At 62.0% G+C, this 22052-nt stretch carries 23 protein-coding genes; 12 read left to right on the top strand and 11 right to left on the bottom strand.

The window, feature by feature from the left end; translation table 11 throughout:
- Positions 1–1176, bottom strand: coding sequence for an ABC transporter ATP-binding protein (locus ACUXUR_RS18975; RefSeq protein WP_445503917.1), 1176 nt, complete (start codon positions 1174–1176; stop codon positions 1–3).
- 226 nt (positions 1177–1402) lie between these two features.
- Here ACUXUR_RS18975 and ACUXUR_RS18980 point away from each other — a divergent pair, with 226 nt between their 5' ends.
- The 7 genes from ACUXUR_RS18980 to ACUXUR_RS19010 all read left to right on the top strand — a co-directional run bounded on the left by ACUXUR_RS18980 (position 1403) and on the right by ACUXUR_RS19010 (position 6146).
- Positions 1403–1831 (top strand): MarR family winged helix-turn-helix transcriptional regulator, encoded by a 429-nt coding sequence (locus ACUXUR_RS18980; protein ID WP_445503918.1) that lies wholly within the window; start codon positions 1403–1405, stop codon positions 1829–1831.
- Positions 1832–1985: 154 nt separating this feature from the next.
- Complete coding sequence (locus tag ACUXUR_RS18985; RefSeq protein WP_445503919.1) at positions 1986–3554, top strand: MFS transporter; 1569 nt, start codon at positions 1986–1988, stop codon at positions 3552–3554.
- A gap of 21 nt (positions 3555–3575) precedes the next feature.
- Positions 3576–4676: an HlyD family secretion protein gene (locus ACUXUR_RS18990; protein WP_445503920.1), complete on the top strand. Its 1101-nt coding sequence runs from the start codon at positions 3576–3578 to the stop codon at positions 4674–4676.
- Between the two features lie 101 nt (positions 4677–4777).
- The gene (locus ACUXUR_RS18995) at positions 4778–4963 is read left to right on the top strand and encodes a hypothetical protein (RefSeq protein ID WP_445503921.1); all 186 of its coding nucleotides are present in this window, start codon (positions 4778–4780) and stop codon (positions 4961–4963) included.
- A gap of 68 nt (positions 4964–5031) precedes the next feature.
- Complete coding sequence (locus ACUXUR_RS19000) at positions 5032–5526, top strand: DUF2267 domain-containing protein (RefSeq protein WP_445503922.1); 495 nt, start codon at positions 5032–5034, stop codon at positions 5524–5526.
- 30 nt (positions 5527–5556) lie between these two features.
- Positions 5557–5841 carry a hypothetical protein gene (locus ACUXUR_RS19005; RefSeq protein WP_445503923.1) on the top strand — a complete coding sequence of 95 codons (285 nt, stop codon included), beginning with the start codon at positions 5557–5559 and terminating at the stop codon, positions 5839–5841.
- Positions 5842–5858: 17 nt separating this feature from the next.
- On the top strand, positions 5859–6146 hold the full coding sequence (locus tag ACUXUR_RS19010) for a hypothetical protein (RefSeq protein ID WP_445503924.1): 288 nt from the start codon (positions 5859–5861) through the stop codon (positions 6144–6146).
- 60 nt (positions 6147–6206) lie between these two features.
- Here ACUXUR_RS19010 and ACUXUR_RS19015 read toward each other — a convergent pair whose 3' ends face one another.
- Together ACUXUR_RS19015 and ACUXUR_RS19020 are read right to left on the bottom strand one after the other, a co-directional pair.
- Complete coding sequence (locus tag ACUXUR_RS19015) at positions 6207–7802, bottom strand: DHA2 family efflux MFS transporter permease subunit (protein ID WP_445503925.1); 1596 nt, start codon at positions 7800–7802, stop codon at positions 6207–6209.
- A 17-nt stretch (positions 7803–7819) separates the two neighbouring features.
- Complete coding sequence (locus ACUXUR_RS19020) at positions 7820–9034, bottom strand: HlyD family secretion protein (RefSeq protein WP_445503926.1); 1215 nt, start codon at positions 9032–9034, stop codon at positions 7820–7822.
- Between the two features lie 142 nt (positions 9035–9176).
- Between ACUXUR_RS19020 and ACUXUR_RS19025 the strand changes: the two genes are divergently transcribed.
- Positions 9177–9857: a TetR/AcrR family transcriptional regulator gene (locus tag ACUXUR_RS19025; RefSeq protein WP_445503927.1), complete on the top strand. Its 681-nt coding sequence runs from the start codon at positions 9177–9179 to the stop codon at positions 9855–9857.
- A gap of 50 nt (positions 9858–9907) precedes the next feature.
- On the opposite strand, the gene ACUXUR_RS19030 is transcribed toward ACUXUR_RS19025, so the two are convergent.
- The 3 genes from ACUXUR_RS19030 to ACUXUR_RS19040 form a co-directional block, all read right to left on the bottom strand.
- Positions 9908–10468, bottom strand: a complete 561-nt coding sequence (locus tag ACUXUR_RS19030) for a cupin domain-containing protein (RefSeq protein ID WP_445503928.1) — start codon at positions 10466–10468, stop codon at positions 9908–9910.
- A gap of 232 nt (positions 10469–10700) precedes the next feature.
- Positions 10701–11387 (bottom strand): Crp/Fnr family transcriptional regulator, encoded by a 687-nt coding sequence (locus tag ACUXUR_RS19035; protein WP_445503929.1) that lies wholly within the window; start codon positions 11385–11387, stop codon positions 10701–10703.
- A gap of 94 nt (positions 11388–11481) precedes the next feature.
- A complete protein-coding gene (locus ACUXUR_RS19040) occupies positions 11482–11655 on the bottom strand; it encodes a hypothetical protein (RefSeq protein WP_445503930.1) in 174 nt (57 codons plus the stop codon).
- A gap of 125 nt (positions 11656–11780) precedes the next feature.
- On the opposite strand from ACUXUR_RS19040, the gene ACUXUR_RS19045 reads away from it, so the two are divergent.
- Entirely contained in the window at positions 11781–13658 is a 1878-nt protein-coding gene (locus tag ACUXUR_RS19045; RefSeq protein WP_445503931.1) for an ABC-F family ATP-binding cassette domain-containing protein, read from the top strand.
- 2 nt (positions 13659–13660) lie between these two features.
- Positions 13661–14905, top strand: coding sequence for an MFS transporter (locus ACUXUR_RS19050; protein ID WP_445503932.1), 1245 nt, complete (start codon positions 13661–13663; stop codon positions 14903–14905).
- 33 nt (positions 14906–14938) lie between these two features.
- Here ACUXUR_RS19050 and ACUXUR_RS19055 read toward each other — a convergent pair whose 3' ends face one another.
- From ACUXUR_RS19055 to ACUXUR_RS19075, 5 genes are all read right to left on the bottom strand, one after another.
- Positions 14939–15193, bottom strand: coding sequence for a hypothetical protein (locus ACUXUR_RS19055; RefSeq protein WP_445503933.1), 255 nt, complete (start codon positions 15191–15193; stop codon positions 14939–14941).
- A gap of 234 nt (positions 15194–15427) precedes the next feature.
- Positions 15428–15808, bottom strand: coding sequence for a hypothetical protein (locus tag ACUXUR_RS19060; RefSeq protein ID WP_445503934.1), 381 nt, complete (start codon positions 15806–15808; stop codon positions 15428–15430).
- 3 nt (positions 15809–15811) lie between these two features.
- Entirely contained in the window at positions 15812–17464 is a 1653-nt protein-coding gene (locus tag ACUXUR_RS19065) for a S10 family peptidase (RefSeq protein ID WP_445503935.1), read from the bottom strand.
- Positions 17465–17599: 135 nt separating this feature from the next.
- Entirely contained in the window at positions 17600–18052 is a 453-nt protein-coding gene (locus tag ACUXUR_RS19070) for a DNA polymerase III subunit chi (RefSeq protein ID WP_445503936.1), read from the bottom strand.
- A gap of 62 nt (positions 18053–18114) precedes the next feature.
- A complete protein-coding gene (locus ACUXUR_RS19075) occupies positions 18115–19605 on the bottom strand; it encodes a leucyl aminopeptidase (protein WP_445503937.1) in 1491 nt (496 codons plus the stop codon).
- A 190-nt stretch (positions 19606–19795) separates the two neighbouring features.
- On the opposite strand from ACUXUR_RS19075, the gene lptF reads away from it, so the two are divergent.
- Both lptF and lptG read left to right on the top strand, forming a co-directional pair.
- The gene (lptF, locus tag ACUXUR_RS19080) at positions 19796–20956 is read left to right on the top strand and encodes an LPS export ABC transporter permease LptF (RefSeq protein WP_445503938.1); all 1161 of its coding nucleotides are present in this window, start codon (positions 19796–19798) and stop codon (positions 20954–20956) included.
- Positions 20957–20958: 2 nt separating this feature from the next.
- Positions 20959–22044, top strand: coding sequence for an LPS export ABC transporter permease LptG (gene lptG / locus ACUXUR_RS19085; RefSeq protein ID WP_445503939.1), 1086 nt, complete (start codon positions 20959–20961; stop codon positions 22042–22044).
- Positions 22045–22052: the final 8 nt, after the last annotated feature.

Below are 22052 nucleotides of genomic sequence, written 5' to 3' on the forward strand. Positions count from 1 at the left end.
CTATTCCGCCAGGATCACCGCCGCGCCCGGCGCGAAGGTGACATAAACCTGCTCGTCCCAGTCGATGGGGTTTTCCACGAAACGGGACACGTTCGCGCAGGAGACGCGCAGGATCTCGCCGGTGGCAAGCCTGATCCGGTAGACGGTCCAGTCGCCGAGATAACCGATATCCCACACCTCGCCGGCGAGCACGTTCACGGCCTCAGGCCCCGGCTTTCCGCGCCGCACGACCATCTTCTCAGGGCGCACGGCAATGGCGACGGCTTGGCCGGAATGCAGCACCTCGTCGGGATCATCGATGGTGAGCGGCATCTCGGCGGAAGCGGTCCTCACGCGCCAGAGACCGTTCTCCTGGCCCATCACATGGCCTTCCAGGATGTTCACGTCGCCGACGAATTCCGCAATGAAGCGGGTCTTCGGCTGCTCGTAGATTTCGCCGGGGGTCGCGACCTGGGCGATGCGGCCATGGTCCATGACCGCGATCCGGTCGGCCATGGTCATCGCTTCTTCCTGGTCATGGGTGACGACCACGAAGGTCATGTTCAGATCGTGCTGGATGTCCATCAGCTCGAACTGGGTTTCCTCACGCAGCTTCTTGTCGAGGGCGCCGAGCGGCTCGTCGAGGAGGAGCACCTTCGGCTTCTTGGCAAGGGCGCGGGCCAGTGCGACGCGCTGGCGCTGGCCTCCGGAGAGCTGGCTAGGGTAGCGTTTGGCGAGCTTTTCGAGCTGTACGAGGCGCAGCATCTCTTCCACACGGGCGGCAATCTCGGACTTCGGCAAACCGTCCTGCTTCAGGCCGAAGGCAATGTTCTTCTCCACGCTCATATGAGGGAAGAGCGCATAGGACTGGAACATCATGTTCACGGGGCGGCGGTAAGGCGGCACGCCGGCGAGATCCTGCCTGGCGAGGGTAAGGCGGCCCTCGGTCGGATCTTCAAAGCCTGCGAGCATCCGCATCAGGGTCGTCTTGCCGCAGCCGGAGGGGCCGAGCAGGCAGAAGAACTCGCCCTCGAAGATATCAAGCGTCAGGTGATCGACCGCTACGGTCTCGCCGAAACGCTTCGTCACGTTCTCGAAGCGGATCAGCGGCTTGGCGTTGGGATCGGCCCAGGGGGAGAAGGTGCGGCGCACGGCGCCGACTGAAGCGGAAGCAGACTGGCGGAGGGGTGGAGGCAAGATTTCTGAACTTCACCTGAGGGAGAAAACCTGCCGCGCAAGCTATGATGTTCGGCGCGGAAGAACAACAACTTAAAACCCGGATTTCCACCACCTCGGCAGCAGGTGCAAGTCCCATGACTTCCTGTGGGATTTGGCTCGGAGGATCTTGAAGCCGGAGGGCAAAGGATTTATCTCCCTCACATAATTAGTATTCTATCAATATGGACACTAACGAAACTCAGCCATGACAGCGAAAATGATGTTTTCCGAGGAGCTGTGGAAGGTCAGCCGGAAGATGCGGACCCTGTTCGACGCCCGGGTCCGCACCGAAGGCCTCACCCTGTCCCGGGCTCGCGCGCTGATTCTCCTCGGTAAAAAGGATTGCATGACCCAGACGGAGCTGGCCGATGCCCTGGAGATCGAGGGACCAACCCTCGTTCCCCTCCTCGACGGATTGGAGAAGCAGGGTCTGATCGAACGCCAGCCCGTCGATGGGGACCGGCGCGCGAAGCAGATCGCCCTGACGTCGGCAGGCCAGGAGCAGGCCGCTCACGTCAATGGCCTCGTCAAGGCGTTCCGCAGCGATGTTCTGAAGGACGTCAGCGAAGATGACCTAAAGGTGGCCATCCGCGTTTTCCATACCATGACCCGGAACATGGAAGCTGCGAGCTGACGGTGGTGCATTTCCTATGACAGCGGTTCCCAGCAATCGCACGAGCGATATCCCGTTGCCTGATGCCAAGAGCTCAGAGACGGTACCTCCCTCTGAGCCTTCGGAGCGTCAGGAGCCGCAGGCGCCGCCCTCCCCTCCGGCGGCGCCTGCCCCGATGCCTTTGCATCGCGCTTTTCTCTACTTTCTCACGTCGGTGCTTCTGTCCCTGACTCAAGGTCTCGGAATGAACCTGATCACGGCGAACCTGCCGCAGATTCAGGGGAGCCTCGGCGCGACGACGAACGAATCCATGTGGCTGGTGGCCGCCTACCTGGCGCCGAATGTCAGCCTCTCCGTCATTCTCATCAAGGTGCGAAATCAGTACGGATTGCGCAATTTCGCCGAACTCGGAATCCTGGGCTTCGTGCTTGTTGCGGCGATGCATCTGTTCGTGAACGACATGCAATCGGCGCTGATCGTCCGCTTCTTCAGCGGCATCGTCGCGTCGCCGATGTCGTCGCTGGCCTTCCTGTACATGCTCGAGCCGCTGCCTCAGCAGAAAAAGCTGAATCTCGGCCTCAGCCTCGCGCTGACGAATACGACCCTCGGAGCCCCTATCGCCCGTCTGATCGCACCTGCTCTGCTCGAAATCGGCGAGTGGCATGGCCTCTATCTGCTGGAAGCCGGACTCGCGATGATGGCGTTCGCGGGCGTATATACGCTGCCGCTGACCGCTCCGCCCCGCGCCAAGGTGATTCACTGGCTGGACGTCGTCAGCTACATCTTCCTGGCCATCGGCTTCGGCCTCACGGCCATGGCTTTGACCGTCGGTCGGTTCTACTGGTGGTTCGAGGCTCCGTGGCTTGGCGGCATGTTCGCCTGTGCGATCGCAGCGCTGACCGTTGCCGTCCTTATCGAGCTCAACCGAGAAAGCCCGTTCCTGGACATCCGCTGGCTGACGAGCAAGGAAACGCTTCACTTTGCAGGCGTGCTTCTGCTGTTCCGGTTTGCCCTGTCTGAGCAGACCAGCGGCGCTTACGCCTTCTTCCAGGCTCTTGGCCTTCAGAACGAGCAGTTGGGCACGCTGGCTTGGGTGATCCTGGGCGGCAGCATCGCGGGCGGTCTTGTCTGCGCCGCGTTCCTCAAGACCGGACGCGAGCCGCTGTTCCATATGGTCGCCCTCTGTTTCCTGACCATCGGCGCCTACGTGGACAGCCAAGCCACCAATCTGACACGACCGGAAGAGATGTATGTCAGCCAGGCGCTCATCGCGATGGCGGGTACGCTCTTCCTGCCGCCAGCCATGGCGGCAGGCATGGTGTCGGCGCTGAAGAGAGGGCCGAACTATATTCTCAGCTTCATCGTCGTATTCCTGGCCACCCAGAGCCTTGGCGGATCGCTCGGATCGGCGGTGTTCGGCACCTTCGTCACATGGCGGGAGAAGTTTCACTCCGCTGCCTTAGTCGAGCACATCACGCTTACGAATCCCATCGTCGCCCAGCGCGTCAGCCAGCTGACGGCTGCTTATGGCCGGGTCTTGACGGACAAGTCTCTGCTGAACGCGGAGGGCTTGGCACTGCTCAGCCAGCAAGCGACGAGAGAGGCCTATGTCCTGGCCTATAACGACGCCTTTCTGGTCATCGCCGTCCTGTCCGGTGTCGCTCTTGCCATGCTGACGATCCACGTCGCGGTTCTTGCCATCGGTCGAAGGCTTTCTCCTGCCCCTCAACCCTCTGCCAGCTAAAGCTCATCTCGATTGACACACATGTTCAAACTGTTCCGATCCACCGCCTCGATTGCAGCTCTGATCCTCGGCATCGCCGGCATCATTCTGATTCTCTACGCTTGGCGCCTGCCGCCGTTCACGAGTTCGGTGCAAACCACTGATAACGCCTATGTGCGTGGGCAGGTCACGATCATCAGCCCGCAGCTCGCAGGCTATGTGGCCGAGGTGGCCGTGCAGGATTTCCAGCGCGTGAAGGCCGGACACCTCCTGGTGAAGATCGATGACCGCATCTTCGAGCAGAAGCTGAAGCAGGCAAAAGCAACGCTCGCGAGCCAGCAGGCGGCTCTCGCGAATTCCGAACAAAAGCGCTTATCCGACGAAGCCCGCATCGCATCGAGCGAAGCCCAGGTCGCGAGCGCGCAGGCAGCCCTGACGGCAGCGGAGGCAAACTGGAATCGCATCGAGCCGCTTCTGGAACGAGGCGTGACGACACAAAGCCAGGCCGATCAGGCCCGTGCCACGTTCGACCAGGCGACGGCAGCCCTCCACCAGGCCGAAGCCGCGCAGGAAGTGGCCCGCCAGGATCTGGCCTCGACCCTTGTCAATCGCCAATCCCTCGAAGCTGCCGTGCAGGGCGCCGAGGCCGCGGTTCACCTTGCTGAGATCGACCTCCAGAACACGCGCATCGTAGCTCCGCAGGACGGCCGCCTGGGCGAGGTTGGCGCGCGCGTCGGGCAATACGTCGCCGCCGGCACGCAGCTCATGGCCCTCGTGCCCGAGAAGGTCTGGATCATCGCCAACTTCAAGGAAACGCAGCTTGCCGGGATGAAGGTCGGCCAGCCGGTGACCTTCACCGTCGATGCCCTTCAGCATGCCGAACTCACTGGCCATATCGAGCGCTTCTCGCCGGCAGCCGGCTCGGAATTCAGCGTCCTCAGAGCCGACAACGCTACCGGCAATTTCACGAAGGTCGCCCAGCGCGTTCCCGTGCGCATCGCCATCGATCCGGACCAGCCGCTCGCAGAACGCCTTTCACCCGGCATGTCGGTGGTCGTGAGCACCGATACGGCGGCGGGTGTTTCCGGTGTTCCGTCGACTGGAGTGACCTCACAAGCCCAAAATCCGAATGAACAACCTTAGCCTCCTCATAAGCCTAAGCCCGTCATCGTTTTTAAGACGGTTACGCTGGAACAACCATCGGTCCTCCTCGTTCCGGAAGCATCGGCAGAAGGAGTTTCCAGATGCCCGACACACCCGATACCAAGCACGACCCGATCTCCAGCGGCAGCCCTAAGGCCCATACGCCCGGTCGCAAGGGTGGCAATCCCGTTCAGAATGCGGAAAAGTGGGGCGGCGGATCGAAAGGATCGAAGGGTCCGGCGACCTCCACCGACAAGCACAACCCCAATTCCAGCGCAAAGTCTTAAATCGCCGGAGATTGGCGCCTATCGCTTGGGAAGACGCGGGGCACCTGCGATGACCAAGGAGGTTCGCCATGAGCACAAACGGTCTCGAAGTCTTTGATAAAACTCTTCACACCACAAACACTTGGCTCAAGGAAATCATGGAGATTCTGGGCCCGGACCGGCATGTCGCCTGGCATGTGCTGGGGGCGGTCCTGCGAGCTGTGCGTGATCGGATCCCCTTAGAACTGTCTGCGCATCTCAGTGCCGAGCTGCCTCTTCTTGTGCGTGGCCTTTTCTATGACCAGTGGCACCCCGCGACGGCACCGGAGCGCTATCGTTCGCTCGACGAGTTTCTCCAACACGTCGACACCAACTTGAGATCGACCCGGCCGGTCGATCCGGAAGACGCAGTCCGGGCTGTCTTCACCGTCCTGACACGACACCTCCCCGACGGCCAGCTGGAAAAAGTGCGGCATGCCTTGCCGGAAGATGTTCGGGCCATCTGGCCTGAGAGATCTTCGCTCGGAGACAGGACCCGGGTCGAACTCGAAATCGACGAAAACCGTCTCGCCAGGGAAGCTTAAGCCATTGGACGCGAGCCATGGAGGGATGTCATGAAGCCCGGCACGGAACAGAGGCCCGACGTTGCGAGTGGCCCGGATAAAGCGCAACCCGGTGAAGGCCACCTTCCCGAACTCGAGACTGAACGACAGGCGGAGTGGCATGTCAAAGATGGCGGCCTCTTCGTTCTACGCCTCGATCGCACGACCGGCGAATGGTCCGGCGAGCAGAGAGGCCCGGATAGCGCTGGCAGCAGCAATCCTCTCTCGCCGCATGAAGTCTCCCTCATGGCTCGCGCCCATGATCTACGCTTCAAGGATGGAACGCGGGCAGGCTAGCAAGCGCAGCTGAGGAGATGAGGCCAGAGCAGCATGCGCTCGAGGAGAGTTTCTATCGCGAATGCGCCCGCCTGCTCGATGCGGTGCATACCTATAAGCCTTGGATCGGACGTCCTCCGAACCGCTGGAACAACCGGCATCCTGGCAACGGCCGCTTCCCAGGCTTTGGGACCATTCGCCTCTATGCATCGAACCACATTCACGTCTCGTTGCGACAGCCGGTGGTTCTAAACCGGGTCTGCCGGTCGGTGGAGGAGGTCTATGATCTTCTGCGCCGCCTGAAGCTGAAAAAGCCCAAGCAATAAAAAAAGCCCGGCTTGAAGCCGGGCTGAAGTTGTTTGGAGGTTGGTCTCGGGAGGGTCGTCTCAGTGGCCGCCGGCACCTGCGGGTGCCGCACGCGGTTTCTTGATGAAAGGCAAGGCGAGGACCAGTCCTAAGAACAGCACGGTCAGCAGCAGGAACACGTCCGCGAAGGACATGACCATGGCTTCGCGCCGAACCATGTTGGACAGGGTCTTGATCGCAGCCGAGCTCGCATCCGTGCCGAGGGACTGGAACTTCAGGGTCATGGAGTTCAGCGTCTCGACTGCCGTGGAGCGGCCCCAGTTCACGTTCTCGCGCAACCGCTGGAGATGAAGATCCAGGCGGTTGTTGAGAATCGTGTTGATGAGCGCCAAGCCCACCGCCCCGCCCAAGTTGCGGGTGAGGTTGTAGAGGCCCGACGCATTCTTGATGCGCTCCGGCGGCAATGTGCCGAGCGCGATGTTGTTGATCGGCACCATGCAGATCATGAGACCAATGCCGCGGAAGATCTGGGGCAGGAAGAGTTCCCAGAAATCCCAGTCCTTGGTCAGACCGCTCATCATCCAGGTACCGAAGGCGAAGGCGGTGAAGCCGATGCCCATCATGATGCGCGGGTCCATCTTGCGGGACAGGATGCCTGCGACCGGAGCCATGAAGAACATGGTCGCACCCGACACGAACATGGTCTCGCCGATCTGCAGGGACGAGTAGCCCCGCACGCGAGCGAGATAAATCGGATAGAGATAGGTCAGGCCATAGAGGCCAATGCCCATGACGAAGCTGAAAGAGGAACCGGCCAGGAAGTTGCGGTCGACGAAAGCCCGCAGATCCACGATGGGCTGCTTCGCCGTGAACGCCCGATAGAAGAAGCCCAATGCCCCGACGACACAGACGATGGTGAGGACAAGCACCGCTTCGTCCTGGAACCAATCGTTGTTCGGTCCCTCTTCCAGCACGTATTCGAGGCTTCCGAGGAAGGCCGCCATGAAGCCGAGGCCCGCCCAGTCGAAGCTCTTGAAGAGTTCGAAATTGGGCTCGTCGAAATCGACCAGGAGATAGGTGGAAACCGTCACGAAGATGCCGGGCACGATGTTCACGAGGAACAGCCAGTGCCAGGAGAACAGGTCCGTCAGATAGCCGCCGAGCGTCGGGCCGATGGTGGGTGCGAGCGTCGCCACGAGACCGATGAGCGGCGAGATCACGGGCCGCTTCTCCGGCGGGAAGACGGTGAAGGCGGACGCGAACACGGTCGGGATCATGCCGCCGCCGATGAAGCCCTGTAGCGCACGATAGACGATCATCTGCTCGATGTTCGTTGCCGTCGCGCACAGGAAGCTCATGAGCGTGAAACCGCCTGCGGAAATGACGAACATCCACCGCGTCGAGAGCACGCGCGAAAGCGTGCCCGACAGCGGGATCATGATCACTTCGGCAATCAGGTAGCTCGTCTGCACCCAGGAGATTTCATCCGAGGATGCAGAGAGACCGGCCTGAATCTCGGCGAGCGAGGCCGAGACGATCTGGATGTCCAGGATCGCCATGAACATGCCGAAGACCATGCAGAAGAACGCAAAGGTCCTGCGCCGGCTGACCTGCGCAGGCTTTGCGGCTGGCATGGCAGCCTTGGGGGCGTTCGGAATGGCGGCGGAAGCGGCCATGATGGCTTGCTCCATCCTTACTGTTTGGCGCTGGCCGTTTTCTGCGACTCAGCCGAGGTGCGCGTATCCACATCGACGACAACCGACAGGCCGGGACGCAGCAGGCCCTGCTGAGCAATCTCGGGATTGACTGACACGCGCACGGGCACGCGCTGCACGATCTTGGTGAAGTTGCCGGTGGCGTTCTCGGGCGGCAGCAGGCTGAACACCGCGCCGGAGGCGGGCGACACGCTTTCCACCGTGCCGACGATGTCCGCATCGGGGAAGGCATCGACCTCGATCTTCACCTTCTGGCCCGGCTTCAGATGGGCAAGCTGGGTCTCCTTGAAGTTCGCATCCACATGCACGCTGCTGAGCGGCACGAGAGCGGCCAGGCGCGCACCCGGCTGCACGAAGGTGCCAACCTCGACGGCCTTGTTGCCGATCACCCCATCGGCCGGGGCACGGATTTCCGTGAAGGAAAGATCACGCTCAGCCTTCTCGACGCCCGTCTGCAGCTCGGCTGCAACGCGACGTGCCTCGGTCTGCTGGGCTGAGAGAACGTCGACATTCGCCTTCGCGGCTGCGAGAGCGGCTTGGGCGCTCTTCACGTTGGCCTCAGCGCGATCGCTGGCTGCCTTGGCGTTCTCAAGGGCTGCACGGCTGGTGTAGTCGGAACGGGCGAGCTGCTGCTGGCGAGCATAATCGCTGGCGGCGCGCTCAGCTTCCGCCTTGGCGGCAGCTATCTGCGCGTCGGCCTGAGCCACGGAGGCGCGCCCTGCCTCGATCTGACGACCGATGCGCTCGATTGCGCTCTGCTGGGTGGCGAGCTTGTCCTTGGCCGTTTGCAGGGCAAAGCGATAGTCGCCGTCGTCGATCTTGGCGATCAAGTCGCCTGCCTTGACGCTTTGGTTGTTCGTGACCGCCACGGAGGATACGTAGCCGGACACTTTGGCTGAGAGAATGGTGATATCGGCCTGCACATAGGCATCATCGGTCGAGACCATGAAGCGCCCGTCAGTCCACCAGTGATAGCCCTCATAGCCGCCGAATCCCAAGGCAGCCAGCAGGACCGCCATGATCACCGGCTTCTTGCGCGACTTTGCCTTCGCGGGCACAGATTCCTTCGAAGCCGGCGCACCCTGCGCTGGGGCGGTGGCTTCTACCGTTTCCGGAGCTTGGGCAGGCCGCCGATCCATGACCGGCTCGGAAACGCTCTTTGCGCCCTGTTCAAACTCTTCCCGATAAGCCATGCCAACCCTCTATCGACTGACGCGAGCCGCTCGAACCAAAAGTTTAGATCCGTTCTTGCGGCATTGAACTATAATGACTAAGTGGACTACATATGATTTGACCGAACCGTTCGGTCAATAGCCTGGAGGTGACAAAACGCACATGAGCGACCTGAAGGACATCGCTCGCGCAACAGCAGCCGCTCCCTGCGGCTCTCCTTCGACGGAAGAGAGCGCGGAGAGCGCCAAGCGTCGTCAGATCCTGGAAGGTGCCCGTCAGGTCTTTCTGGCAAGCGGCTTCGATGGCGCCAGCATGGGTGAGATCGCGAAGGCAGCAGGCGTCTCCAAGGGCACGCTCTATGTCTATTTCGACAGCAAGGAAAGCCTGTTCGCGGCCCTGACCACGGAAGAAAAGCGGGGCTTGGCCGAGGTGCTCTTCAAGCTCGACGCCGACGATCCGGACGTGCGCTCCGTGCTTACCCAGCTCGGCCATACCTTTTTGAGCCGCATGGTCACGCCGGAGCATGTCTCCTCGATCCGCATGGTGATCGGCGCCGCGGAGAAGTTCCCTGCCCTCGGCCAGGCCTTCTACGAAGCCGGCCCGTGCCAGGGGGCCGCCCGTCTTGCCGCCTATTTCAACCGCCAAGTCGAGGCCGGACGCCTCTCGATCGAGGATACCAGCGTGGCCGCCCAGCATTTTCTGGATCTATGCTCTTCCGGATTGATGAAACGGCAGCTCTTCGCCGTGGGCGGTCCGCCAACGCCGGACGAGATCAGGACGAATGTGGAGGACGCACTCCGCGTGTTCTTTGCAGCCTATGGACCGCGGGCAGGGCAGCGCTAACATCGCTCCGGACCTCCAGGAGATACGTCCCTGGCCCAGGAGACCTCTGATCAGGGCATGACGACGACTTTGTAGCCCAGGAGCCGGGCGATCGGCGCGAGCATTGCGAAAAGCAGCTTCTGCACCCAGACCGGTGGACCGGCCACATAGAAGTGGTCCTTGAAGGTATGAAAGGTGAGCGCCATCAGCAGGAAGCTGGGTTTTCCCTTCGGGCCGAACCATTCGGGATGATTTTGCGCGATGGTCCCGAAATTCAGGAAGAAACGCAGCTGATGTTGCGCCGGGGTGAAGCGGATGACCACCACGGTATCCCCCTCATGGGCGTTGCGGAAGAAATGTGGCTTCCCACGGGGAACAGTGATCGTCTTGCCGGGTCGGAGCTCATGCAGCTTGCCATCAATGGAGACATTCAGCAGGCCTGACCGGACTGTGAACGTCTCGTCCGTCTCAGGGTGAATGTGGGCCATCGCATCGCCGCCGCCAGAGCCTCCCGGTCCTAGGTGGACCTCGAATTCGGCCGAATCTGCACTCTCGGGTGTGGTGAAGACAAAAGTCTCGTGATTGAAGGCATTCACCAGGGTCAGCCCTGGCATGAAAGAAAACGAATCCATAGTCCCCTCGATCTCTATCCGAAGGCGCTCTTATTTTTTGCTGCTCTTCAGGTCGCCATTAAACGTTATCAAGTTAAAATTGCAACCCATTTCCTTGGCCGACCCCAAGGGCGGCCATGTCGTCACCCTGTCCAGTTTACGAAGGCATCTCTTCAATAGGCCAGGAAGGCTAGACGCAACATGCCCCAGGCTATTAGGAGGTCCGTGGCCTCTCGCTTTGGATCGGGAGCCTCTAGTGATCCGCCCGCATGGCCTCCGCGACACGGGCCTTCAGAACCTCCGGCTGGCGCAGGATCAAGGCGCCGCGGGTGCGCTCGATCAGGCCTTCCTGGGTCAGCATCGAAAACTCACGCGTGATCTGCTCGCGGCGGCAGCCGATGCGGGCAGCGACGATGTGGTGGAAGGGCGGCGGGGTAATGACCCGCTCGATCCCCTTGTCTCCGCGCGGCACGGAGAGACGCAGCAGCTCCGAATAGAGCCGGTGCCTCAGATCAAGGACCGTCTGCTCCATAAACTTGGCGTTCAATTCGCGCAGACGCGAGGCCATGAGGCAGAAGAGGCGCTCTGCGACAGGCCGATTGGCGAAGAGCAGCTCCTTGAACACCGCCGCCGGCATTACGCAGGCTTCGCCCCTCGTGAGCGCCGTGACGTTCGCCGAACGCTTGATGCTGTCGAGGGCAGCCAGTTCACCAAAGACCTCTCCGGGCTTCATCTCGTTGAGGATCACTTCTCTGCCCGAGGCAGTGCGCATGAGCACGCGCACTTCGCCGGAGAGCAGGAAATAGACATCGGTCGAGAGCTCGTCGAAGTCGACGATCACCTCATCCGGATCGAAGCGGCGCCAGTTGGACCGCGCCTCGAAGGGGGCGAGATCGATATCAAGTCCCTTGAACAAGTGAACATTGGCAAGCCGTGCCATGTCTTTTCCCCGACCGCGAACCTTCACCAGAACTATACCATAGCGCCCGTATAAGGAGAGCTAAAGCCCTGCTTATCAGGCTTTAACCGCCCGGTCATCGACAAGCCCCGCTCAAATCCCAAGACATTGAGGCCAGCTTGGCGACCGTGGGTGCGAGCGGAAGACCCACGTCGCCCATGCCGATGGTCGCCTGCCGGGCTTTGAGGCGCTCCAGCAGCTGCGCCATTCCCATGGCATGCGCGTGAAAGGATACGTGATCGGCCGGCATCTCAGGCCCCATCGGCTCTTTGTTACACTACGAATCCATACCTAGGTCACCCTGGAGAAAAGCCCAAGCGAACTTACGCTATGTCAACACCTTGCCAGCGCCCTTTTCACAGGCCAAAAGGCGGCATGCTCCACGTCAACGACCTCACCTATCGCATCGGCGACCGGCTGATCCTCGACCACGCCTCCTTCAACCTGCCCACGGGCAGCAAGGTGGGGCTCGTCGGGCGCAACGGCGCGGGCAAGACCACTCTCTTCAGGATCATCCAGGGCGAGCTCGCCACCGAGAGCGGCAGCATCACCCTGCCCCGCGGCATGCGGATCGGCGCCGTGGCCCAGGAAGCGCCGGGCGGGCCTGAACGCCTCATCGACGTGGTGCTCGCCGCCGACAGGGAGCGCACCGCTCTCCTCGCCGAGGCCGAGACGGCGGACGGAATACGCCGCGCCGAGATCGAGACGCGACTGACCGATATCGGCGCGCATTCCGCCCCCTCGCGCGCCGCCGCAATCCTCCACGGCCTCGGCTTCGATGCGGACGCTCAAGGACGCCCCTGCTCGGATTTCTCGGGCGGCTGGCGCATGCGCGTGGCGCTCGCTGCCGTGCTGTTCACCGAGCCCGACCTTCTGCTCCTCGACGAGCCGACGAACTATCTCGATCTCGAAGGCACGCTCTGGCTCTACGACTACCTGGGACGCTACCCGCACACGGTTCTCGTCATCAGCCACGACCGCGAGCTGCTCGACACCTGTGTCAACCATATCCTGCATCTCGACCGCGGCAAGCTCACGATCTATCGCGGCGGCTATACCTCGTTTGCCAAGCAATATGCGGAAAAGCGCGAGCTGACGGCGAAGATGGCGGCGAAGCAGGAGGCCGAGCGCAAGCACCTTCAAGCCTTCGTGGACCGCTTCAAGGCGAAGGCCTCGAAGGCACGCCAGGCGCAGTCGCGCGTGAAACGCCTCGCCAAGCTCGAGCCCATCGCCACCATCGTCGAAGACGATGTGCCCCCCTTCAACCTGCCGGGCCCCGAGCGCCCTGCCGCTCCGCCTCTCATTACGGTGGAAAGCGGGGCAGTCGGCTATGGCGAGCGCATCGTGCTCGACCGGCTCAACCTCACGATCTCGCCCGACGACCGCATCGCGCTGCTCGGCTCCAACGGCAACGGCAAATCCACCTTCTGTAAGCTCATCGGCGGCAGGCTTGAGCCCCTGAAGGGAGAGATGCGGACGGTCAACCGCATGGATGTCGCCTATTTCGCGCAGCATCAGCTCGACGAACTGAACCCGAAGGCGACCGCCTACGATCACGTCGCCGAGCGCATGCCCGATACACCCGTCGCCAGGATCCGCGCCCGAACGGCGCAGATCGGCTTTCCGGGCGCCAAGGCGGATACGCCCGTTTCTGCACTGTCCGGAGGCGAGAAGGCGCGCCTGCTCATGGGATTGGCGGCCTTCAACGGCCCTCACCTGCTCATCCTCGACGAGCCGACGAACCACCTCGACATCGACAGCCGTACGGCGCTGATGGAAGCAATCAACGACTATACCGGCGCGGTCATCCTGGTGAGCCACGACCGCTTCCTGATCGAGGCCTGCGCCGAGCGTCTCTGGATTGTCGGCAACGGCACGGTGAAGCCCTTCGACGGCGACATGGACGATTACCGCCAGCTCGTGCTGGCAGGCGAGTTCGATCCGCAGAAGCAGAACGACAAGCCGCAGACGCCAGCCGCATCCAAGGTCGACGAACGCCGCGCCGCTGCAGAAAAGCGCGCAGCGCTTGCTCCCCTGCGCAAGAAGCTCGAAGCCATCGAAGCGCGCATGACGAAACTCAACGAGGTCATCGGCAAAGTGGACGCAGCGCTCGCGGACGGCACGGCCTTCCTGAAGGATTCTGCCAAAGCCACCGAGTTGTCGAAGATGCGCGCCGAAGCTGCCGACACGCTCGCCTCCCTCGAAGAGGAATGGCTGACCATCAGTGGCGAAATCGAAACCGCGAGCGCGTGACAATGCAGAACCAGGCACCCGAGCAGCCGGAGACCGCCACCAAGCGCAAAGCACTTTGGAAGGAAATCCCCACCGGCATCTGGGCGCTCGGTTTCGTCTCGCTGCTGATGGACGTCTCCTCCGAGATGATCCATGCCCTGCTGCCGGTTTATCTCGTGACGGCGCTCGGCACATCGACGCTCACCGTCGGCATCATCGAAGGCATTGCGGAAGCCACCGCTTCGATCACGAAAGTGTTTTCCGGCGCACTCAGCGACTGGCTCGGCAAGCGCAAGTTTCTCGCCGCCTTCGGCTATGGCCTCGCCGCCTTCACGAAGCCGATCTTTCCCCTCGCCCCTTCCGTTGCATGGCTCGTCACGGCGCGTTTCGTCGACCGCATCGGCAAAGGCATTCGCGGCGCGCCGCGCGATGCGCTAATCGCCGATATCAGCCCCGAACACTTGCGCGGCGCAAGTTTCGGCCTGCGTCAGTCACTCGATACGGTGGGAGCTTTCATCGGCCCGTTCCTCGCCATTGGCCTCATGTGGCTGACGGCCAATCACTTCACCACCGTCTTCTGGATCGCGGTGATCCCCGCCTTTCTCTCCTTCGCCCTGATCGTCTTCGCGGTGCAGGAGCCGGATCGTCCTGAAGGATTGCGGAAAGTGCGCATGCCTTTGCACCCGTCGGAGCTCGTGCGGTTAGGCGCGACCTATTGGTGGGTGGTGGCGGTCGCCACCGTGTTCACGCTCGCGCGCTTCAGCGAGGCCTTCCTCATCCTGCGCGCCCAGTCCTCCGGCGTGCCGGTGGCGCTGGTGCCCATCGTCCTCGTGATCATGAACGTGGTCTACGCCCTCTCCGCCTATCCGGCGGGCGTCCTCTCCGACCGCATGGACCGCATCGCGATCCTCACCATCGGCTTGGGCCTGCTCTTTGCCGCCGATGTGGTCCTCGCCTTTGCGCCCGGTCTTACCGGAATTGCTCTCGGCGTGGTGCTCTGGGGCGCTCACATGGGCTTCACGCAGGGGCTTCTTTCAACCCTCGTCGCCGACAGCGCCCCGCCCGAGTTGCGTGGCACAGCCTTCGGCATGTTCAACCTCGTCACAGGAATTGCGCTTCTGGTGGCGAGCGTGATCGCAGGCGCGCTGTGGGACAAGGTGGGTCCGCAAGGCACGTTCCTGGCCGGAGCTGCCTTCACCGTGTTGACGCTGATTGGGCTGCTGCCGGTTCGGGAGCGGCTGAAGAGCAAGAGACTTTCTGATCTTTGATGCCACTTTCGTGATCTGGCCACGAAGCCGCAATCATCTCTGGATTCTCAGGAACTCCTTCAATTTCTCCATGAGGATCGGCCTCTTTTGAGCAACCAGCAGCGTCACAAAGGGAGTGAACAGAAACAATGACCAAAGCGCGAGGGATAGAGAAAACCAAGCAGGATCGCTTTCACGCGTGATCCAGCGCGAATGGCGCGAGACAATCGCAATCGCCAGTATCCTGTCGTGAAGGATCGCGCTCCCTATCTGATAGGCTCCGTAGAGCGGCCCGCCCAGAAAGACCATGAAGGCAGCCGCATATCCTCTCATTCGCCGCAGTCTTCCAAACAGGCGCTTGGCCCACTCGGGCGTTCCGTCTGTTTCGCCTCTCTCTTCCGGCATTTTCCGGTCCCGTATTCCAGCCGCTCGACAAGATGTCTCTTCACGTCATGGCCGGGCTTGTCCCGGCCATCCATGTCTTTGAACCATGGCGCCGACAGGCGTGGATGCCCGCAACAAGTGCGGGCATGACGAGATGGGTTAAGGCTTCGCGATCCGATCGAGCCGGTTGTTCACGAAGAAATACAGCTCGCGTCCGCCAGGCTCGGAATAGAGCACCTGCACCTCGCGCTGGCCCTTGCCGCTTTCGCCCACGAGCACGTCCGTGGCGGGCTTGCCTTTGAGGCGCACGAGATCACATTCGCTGATGCCGGGCTCGATGGCCGTGGCGGTGCCGGTCGAAGGACCGGTGCAGCGCCCGTCAGGTCCGAGCAGAGGGCCTTCGAAGGTCGGACCTGTTGGAGCGGCAGCCATGGGTGTCGGCGCGACAGGCGCGGCAACCGGCGGTGCGGAACCCGTGCTGTTGCAGGCCGCCAGACTCAAGGTGGCGAGAGCCACGCACGACAAGACCTTCAGACGCATCGATCAATCCCCATTGGCGGCCCTGGCCTGCAGGGCTTCTTCAAAGAGCCGCTGCACGTCCGTGCGGAACGCCTGCCGCGACGCCTGCCGCGAATAGAACATGTGGCCGCCTTCGTAAACACTCAAAGCCACACGCTTCTGGGGACCGAGATCGGGAAGCTGATCGAGGAGCAGCTTGGAGGCGAAGTATGGCGTCACCAGATCGGTGAAGCCGTGGGTGACGAGCACGCGCATCTTGCCGTCGAGCGCCAGCGCCTGCCGAAGCTCTTCGAGGTTTTCTGGTCCGCTCCGCCCGTTGCCCCAACGCCAGGAGCCGCTGAGGGAGCCATTCAGCAGGTTGTAGCGTCCCTCCGCCTTGTAGTTCAGCGTGTCGGTCATGAGATGGATGATGGCGCTCGACAAGGGCGCGGTCATTGCATCGAGGACCGGGTCTTCGAAGCGCGGAGACTGGCTCGTGGGGTTGGGGTCCGCGGTCGCGACATTGGTGTCATAGGCGCTGACGATCTCGGATGAGGCGCGCCGTAACTCCCGTTGAATCATGCGCATATCGATGCGCCCGGCCGAACGGCGCGTCAGCTCGGGATCGAGCCCGCTCAACTCGGCCACGCGGCGGCTCATGCGCCCCACCGCCTCCTTGTCCTGCAGGCCGCGCATGAGATCGACAAGGTATTCGCCGGAGGCGTAAGCCTCGGCCTCGCGAAGGCTCTCCCTCGATACCGGTCCCTTGCGCGATTGCGCGGTGGCAGCGAGCGATGGCAGGAGGGCAGCATTGACCCACGGTGCCCCTGCCCCCTGATCGAGCCAGTCAAAGTCGAGGACGGGCGAGACGAGAACCAATCCGCTGAAGCCGATGCCCTGATCGCTCTGGAGCTTCTGCGCGAGCAGAGGCCCACGGAAACCGCCATAGCTCTCGCCCACGAAGAATTTCGGGGATGTCAGCCTGCCCTTCTCCTTCAGCCAGCGCATGACGAAAGCGGCCAAGCCGTCGATATCGCCCTGAACGGAGTAGAAACGCTCCCGCACCTGATCGCCGCCGATGACGCGGCTGTAGCCGGTGCCCGGCGGGTCGATGAAGACCAAATCCGTGAAGTCGAGCCAGGTCTCCGCATTGGGCACGAGCGCGGGCGAGGCGGATGGGCTGATGGCCGGTCCATCGAGCGGCAACAGCCAGGGGCCGACGGCAAGAAGATGAAGGTAGGCGGAGGATGCGCCCGGCCCGCCATTCACCGCGAAAGTCACCGGCCGCGACGCGGCATCGGCATTCTCCTTCGTGTAGGCCACGAATCCGATCTCGGCCTGCGGCGCGCCCTGCTGATCGGTCAGCGTCAGATGCCCCGCCGTCGCGATGAACTCGAGTCTCCGTCCCGGCAGTTCGAGCGTATGGCGTGTTACCGATTCCGGAGGAAGCGCTTGCGTCTGCGGCTCGGAGCGCGACCTGCGCGCCTCCTGCTGCTCGTTTTGCGGCTGCCTTTCCTGCGCCAAAACCGCGAGAGGCATGACCAGTGACAGACTGAGAGCGGCTGAGGTGAGCAGACGGAAGGCGCGAAGCATGGCTTTTATCCTTGTGGCCTTCGGGAAACTGGAGAGGCGGGGAAGGGTTGCAAGTTTTCCGGCGATGAACACTTCGTGTGTCAGCGTGCCCTTTCCAGCTGTCATTCTCTCTGTCCTCATCCTGAGGAGCAGACGAAGTCTGCGTCTCGAAGGGGGATCCAGTGCACTCTGGAAGCTCCTTCGAGACGGTCGCTGCGCGCCCCCCTCAGGATGAGGACAGAGTGTGTTTTTAGGCGTCCCTCAAGCCTTGCGCTGCCAGCGACCGTAATCGTCCTGCTGCCAATAGGTCGCATCGTGACCGCCCTCCTTCACCGCACGCCACTGATCGCGGGCGATGGCAAGCGCTTGCAGGTCATTGCCGTCGAAGAGGACGGCGATGCGTTGATAGGAGCCGATATCGTCCGGCAGGGCTGCCCCTTCCGCGAGGAATCGGATGGCGGCTCCGTTGGGGTTCTCGCCGCTCAACGTAATGAGGATCGGCTGGTCCGCCGCATGGGCCTCACGGTCCGTACCATGCGGCAGGAAGCTCTCGTCGGAGAAGGTCCAGAGATGATCGTCGAGCGCGGCCATGCGCTCCTCGGTCGTCACCTGCACCACCGCGCGCCAGCCACGCTCCAGCGTTTTCTGCAGGAGCGTGGGCAGCACCGCCTCGAGAGACTGTTGCTGAAGATGGTAGAAAAGGACCTCGGCCATCGGCGCCTACATTCCGTTGCGGATCACAATGTTTGCGGAGGATACGAGGTCGCTTTTCACGCTCAGCCCTCGTAATGATCGCGCACGAGACGGTCGAGCAGGCGTACGCCCCAACCGGAAGCCCAGCCGCGGCTGATTTCGGTCTGCGGCGAGCCCATGGCGGTTCCCGCGATGTCGAGATGTGCCCAGGGCGTATCATTGACGAAGCGCTGGAGCAGTGCCGCCGCCGTGCTCGAACCGCCATGGCGGCCGCCCGTGTTCTTCATGTCCGCGAACCTGGACTCGATCATCTTGTCGAATTCCGGTCCGATCGGCATGCGCCACACACGCTCGCCCGTCGCCTTGCCGGCAGCGGTGAGCCGCTCGGCCAGTTCGTCATTGTTCGAGAACAGGCCGGCATATTCCTGTGCCAGAGCGACCAGGATCGCGCCGGTGAGCGTCGCCAGGTCGATCATGAACTTCGGCTTGAATCGGTCCTGCACGTACCAGAGCACGTCGGCCAGTACGAGGCGACCTTCCGCATCGGTGTTGATGATCTCGATGGTCCGGCCCGACATGGTGGTGACGATGTCGCCGGGCCGCTGGGCATTGCCGTCGGGCATGTTCTCCACGAGGCCGATGGCGCCGACCACGTTCGCCTTCGCCTTGCGGCTGGCGAGCGCATGCATGAGGCCGACGACGCAGGCTGCGCCCGCCATATCACCCTTCATGTCCTCCATGCCGGCCGCTGGCTTGATGGAAATGCCGCCGGTGTCGAACACCACACCCTTGCCGATGAAGGCGATGGGCTTGTCGTTCGCCTTGCCGCCGTTCCAGCGCATGATGGCGACGCGCCCGCCGCGGGCGGAGCCCTGCGCCACACCGAGCAAAGCACCCATACCGAGTTTCTTCATGGCCTTTTCGTCGAGAATCTCTACTTCGACGCCGAGCTTGGTGAGGGCCTGGGCGCGGGCTGCGAATTCCTGGGGACCCAGCACATTCGGTGGCTCGTTGACGAGATCGCGCGTCAGCGTGATGCCTTGAAAAACGCTCTCGCGGGCCTTGTAGGTTTTTTTGACGGCAACCGGATCAGCTACGCTTAAAACCAGGCGGGCGATGCCCTTCTGCTCGTTGTCGTCCTTCTTGGTTTTGTAACGGTCGAAGCTGTAGCGGCGCAGCTGGACGCCCAGCGCAATATCGGCCGCCGCCTCGGGCGACACCTCGATGCCGGGCAGGTCGAGCACGGCGGTTGCCGTCTTGCCATTGGTCTTGCCGGAGATCAGGCCTCCCAGCTGGACGAAATCCATATCCTTCCGGTCCTTCTCGCCACCCAAGCCGATCACGATCAGTCGATCGACAGTCAGACCGTTCGGCACCACGATGGTCATGGCGGACTTGGGCTTGCCCTTGAAGTTCTCCGCAGCCGCGGCCTTGGCGATAAGATCGACGGCCTTGGAGCCGATCTGCTTGGCAACCGCAGGCGCTGGCTTGAGATTATCCCCGACGAAAATGATCAGATCGCCGGATTCGACCTTGCCATGCGGCTGGAAGTCGATCTTGAAGCTGTCGGCCATGAAATCCTCTTGGTCTAAACTGTGCGGGCGCCGGACTTGGAGCCCCTGCTCTGCTGACTGCCTTCATATAGGGCATGCCGGGCTCCGCCGTGAAATAGGCGCAATCTCAGGCTGTTGAAAACGGCCGTCTTGCCTTAAGACCGGGCGACAAGGTAACCCTGGGCCTTCGCGCCCGGGGGCAAAGGGCTTCATGACACTTCTCGAACGCTACATTCTGAAAATCGCATTCAGCGCCTTTGCCGCGTGCCTGATCGCCCTGACGGGCGTTATCTGGATCACGCAGGCTCTGCGCGAGATCGATCTTCTGACGGGCAAAGGGCAGACGATCCTCATCTTCCTGACGGTGACGGGTCTCTCGCTGCCGGCGCTCATCAGCGTCATCGCGCCTGTCGCTCTGTTCATGGCGACGATCTATACCCTCAACAAGCTGAACGGTGATTCCGAGCTCATCGTCATGAGCGCGGGCGGCATGGCACCGCAGCGCCTGCTGCGCCCCTTCATCGCACTGGCAACCTTCATCAGCATCGTGGTGGGCATGATCTCCCTCTACCTGATGCCGGCCAGCCTCCAGGAAATGCGAATGCTGTTCACGCGGATCAGGGCTGACTTCGTGGCCTCGATGGCCAAGGAGGGTCAGTTCATCACCCTGGATAACGGCATCACCTTCCATTACCGCGAGCGCGCGGGCGATGCCTTGCTCGGCATCTTCATGGAAGACCAGCGCGACAAGGCGAAGCCCATCGTCTATCTCGCCGAGCGCGGCCAGACCGTCGAACAGAATGGACAGGCCTATCTCGTGCTAGAGAAGGGCAGTGTGCAGCGCAAGGACCCTAAGAGCAGGGATTCCTCCATCGTTGCCTTCGAACGCTATGCGGTCGATCTGGCCGCGTTCAACCAGGAGAACAACGAAGTCGTCTACAAGCCGCGCGAGCGGAGCACCATGCAGCTCCTGTTCCCCGACAAGAATGAATACCTTTATAAGGCCCAGACAGGTCGATTCAGGGCCGAGCTTCACGATCGCTTCTCGGCCTGGCTCTATCCTCTTGCCATGATGGCGATCGCCTTCGCGGCTTTGGGCGAAGCGCGAACGACCCGCCAGGGGCGTGGCGTTGCCATTGCGACCGCGATTGCGGCCGTCGTGGTGCTCCGGGTTCTGGGCTTTGCCGCCTCCAGCGCCGTGGCCCGGACACCCATGGCCATACTGGCCATCTATGGCGTTCCTTTCGGTGGAATGGCCATCTGCCTCCTGCTGATTTTCAAGAGTGCAAGAATCCGATCTCTGAATGCCAGGATCCGCTCCACTCTCCTGACTTTGCGCCCATCGCGTAAGACGGCCACTCAAGGGGTGTGAGCATGCTGATCGGCCGGACCCTCGGGTTCTATTTTGCACGCCAGTTCGTCAAGACGATCTTCATCGTCTTTGCAACGGTATTTGTCCTCGTCTATACTCTCGATTTCGTCGAGCTGATGCGTCGCGCAGGCGATGCGGAACAGGCTACGACAGAGGCCATTGCCCAGCTCGCTCTGTTCCGCACCCCGGCCATTGCCGAGCAGGTCATGCCCTTTGCCATCCTTTTCGGCAGCATGGCCGCGCTTCTGCAGCTCAGCCGCAAGCTCGAGCTGGTGGTGGCCCGCGCCGCCGGCATCTCCGCCTGGCAGTTCCTGCAGCCTGGCCTCTTCGTGGCGCTCCTGATCGGTGTCGGGTCCGTCATGATCTACAATCCGATGTCGGCCCATCTGAAGCAGCAGGCCGCGGCCCTGGAAACCAGGATTTTCTCACGCACCACCCAGACTTCGGGCAAAACCATCTGGTTGCGGCAGAAGAGCCAGGATGGGTACGCGGTCTTCCGAGCGGATGGATCCCGTACCGATACGACAACCCTCGTCGGCGTGACCGTTTACACGTTCGATCTGGACGGCGCCTTCACGCATCGAATCGAGGCCAAGCAAGCGACACTTCACGAGGGATTCTGGGAGCTGAAGGAGGCCCGTGTCCTTTCAGCAACAGAAGAGCCCGAATCCCACGAACGATATCTGATCGCCTCCCACCTTCAGCCCTCTCAGCTCAGACAGAGCTTCATTGATCCTGATTCCGTGCCGTTCTGGGACCTGCGGGAGACCATCCAGAGGATGGAGCGGGCAGCCATCAACACCACGGCCTATCAGCTCCATTACGATATTCTTCTGGCCCGCCCCCTCCTGTTCATTGCTATGGTCTTTGTGGCCGCATCGGTATCGTTAAGATTCTTTCGATTTGGTGGTGTAGCAACGATGGTTCTGGGTGGCGTCGCCGCCGGGTTCATGCTTTATGTCGCCACTGAGCTTATGGCGGAGCTTGGAGCCTCGGGCATCATCAGCTCAATTGTTGCGGCCTGGTTCCCTGCTGTAGTAGGCAGTCTATTAGGGACCTTGGCATTATTATACCAAGAGGATGGCTAACCCATCCT

The organism is Microvirga medicaginis (assembly GCF_052658925.1).

Excerpts from the sequence above, each read along its gene's own strand:
- ACUXUR_RS18980 (WP_445503918.1), top strand. The coding sequence starts at position 1,403 with ATGACAGCGAAAATGATGTTTTCCGAGGAGCTGTGGAAGGTCAGCCGG.
- ACUXUR_RS18985 (WP_445503919.1), top strand. The coding sequence starts at position 1,986 with ATGCCTTTGCATCGCGCTTTTCTCTACTTTCTCACGTCGGTGCTTCTG.
- ACUXUR_RS18990 (WP_445503920.1), top strand. The coding sequence starts at position 3,576 with ATGTTCAAACTGTTCCGATCCACCGCCTCGATTGCAGCTCTGATCCTC.
- ACUXUR_RS18995 (WP_445503921.1), top strand. The coding sequence starts at position 4,778 with ATGCCCGACACACCCGATACCAAGCACGACCCGATCTCCAGCGGCAGC.
- ACUXUR_RS19000 (WP_445503922.1), top strand. The coding sequence starts at position 5,032 with ATGAGCACAAACGGTCTCGAAGTCTTTGATAAAACTCTTCACACCACA.
- ACUXUR_RS19005 (WP_445503923.1), top strand. The coding sequence starts at position 5,557 with ATGAAGCCCGGCACGGAACAGAGGCCCGACGTTGCGAGTGGCCCGGAT.
- ACUXUR_RS19010 (WP_445503924.1), top strand. The coding sequence starts at position 5,859 with ATGAGGCCAGAGCAGCATGCGCTCGAGGAGAGTTTCTATCGCGAATGC.
- ACUXUR_RS19015 (WP_445503925.1), bottom strand. The coding sequence starts at position 7,802 with ATGGCCGCTTCCGCCGCCATTCCGAACGCCCCCAAGGCTGCCATGCCA.
- ACUXUR_RS19020 (WP_445503926.1), bottom strand. The coding sequence starts at position 9,034 with ATGGCTTATCGGGAAGAGTTTGAACAGGGCGCAAAGAGCGTTTCCGAG.
- ACUXUR_RS19025 (WP_445503927.1), top strand. The coding sequence starts at position 9,177 with ATGAGCGACCTGAAGGACATCGCTCGCGCAACAGCAGCCGCTCCCTGC.
- ACUXUR_RS19030 (WP_445503928.1), bottom strand. The coding sequence starts at position 10,468 with ATGGATTCGTTTTCTTTCATGCCAGGGCTGACCCTGGTGAATGCCTTC.
- ACUXUR_RS19035 (WP_445503929.1), bottom strand. The coding sequence starts at position 11,387 with ATGGCACGGCTTGCCAATGTTCACTTGTTCAAGGGACTTGATATCGAT.
- ACUXUR_RS19040 (WP_445503930.1), bottom strand. The coding sequence starts at position 11,655 with ATGCCGGCCGATCACGTATCCTTTCACGCGCATGCCATGGGAATGGCG.
- ACUXUR_RS19045 (WP_445503931.1), top strand. The coding sequence starts at position 11,781 with ATGCTCCACGTCAACGACCTCACCTATCGCATCGGCGACCGGCTGATC.
- ACUXUR_RS19050 (WP_445503932.1), top strand. The coding sequence starts at position 13,661 with ATGCAGAACCAGGCACCCGAGCAGCCGGAGACCGCCACCAAGCGCAAA.
- ACUXUR_RS19055 (WP_445503933.1), bottom strand. The coding sequence starts at position 15,193 with ATGGTCTTTCTGGGCGGGCCGCTCTACGGAGCCTATCAGATAGGGAGC.
- ACUXUR_RS19060 (WP_445503934.1), bottom strand. The coding sequence starts at position 15,808 with ATGCGTCTGAAGGTCTTGTCGTGCGTGGCTCTCGCCACCTTGAGTCTG.
- ACUXUR_RS19065 (WP_445503935.1), bottom strand. The coding sequence starts at position 17,464 with ATGACAGCTGGAAAGGGCACGCTGACACACGAAGTGTTCATCGCCGGA.
- ACUXUR_RS19070 (WP_445503936.1), bottom strand. The coding sequence starts at position 18,052 with ATGGCCGAGGTCCTTTTCTACCATCTTCAGCAACAGTCTCTCGAGGCG.
- ACUXUR_RS19075 (WP_445503937.1), bottom strand. The coding sequence starts at position 19,605 with ATGGCCGACAGCTTCAAGATCGACTTCCAGCCGCATGGCAAGGTCGAA.
- lptF (WP_445503938.1), top strand. The coding sequence starts at position 19,796 with ATGACACTTCTCGAACGCTACATTCTGAAAATCGCATTCAGCGCCTTT.
- lptG (WP_445503939.1), top strand. The coding sequence starts at position 20,959 with ATGCTGATCGGCCGGACCCTCGGGTTCTATTTTGCACGCCAGTTCGTC.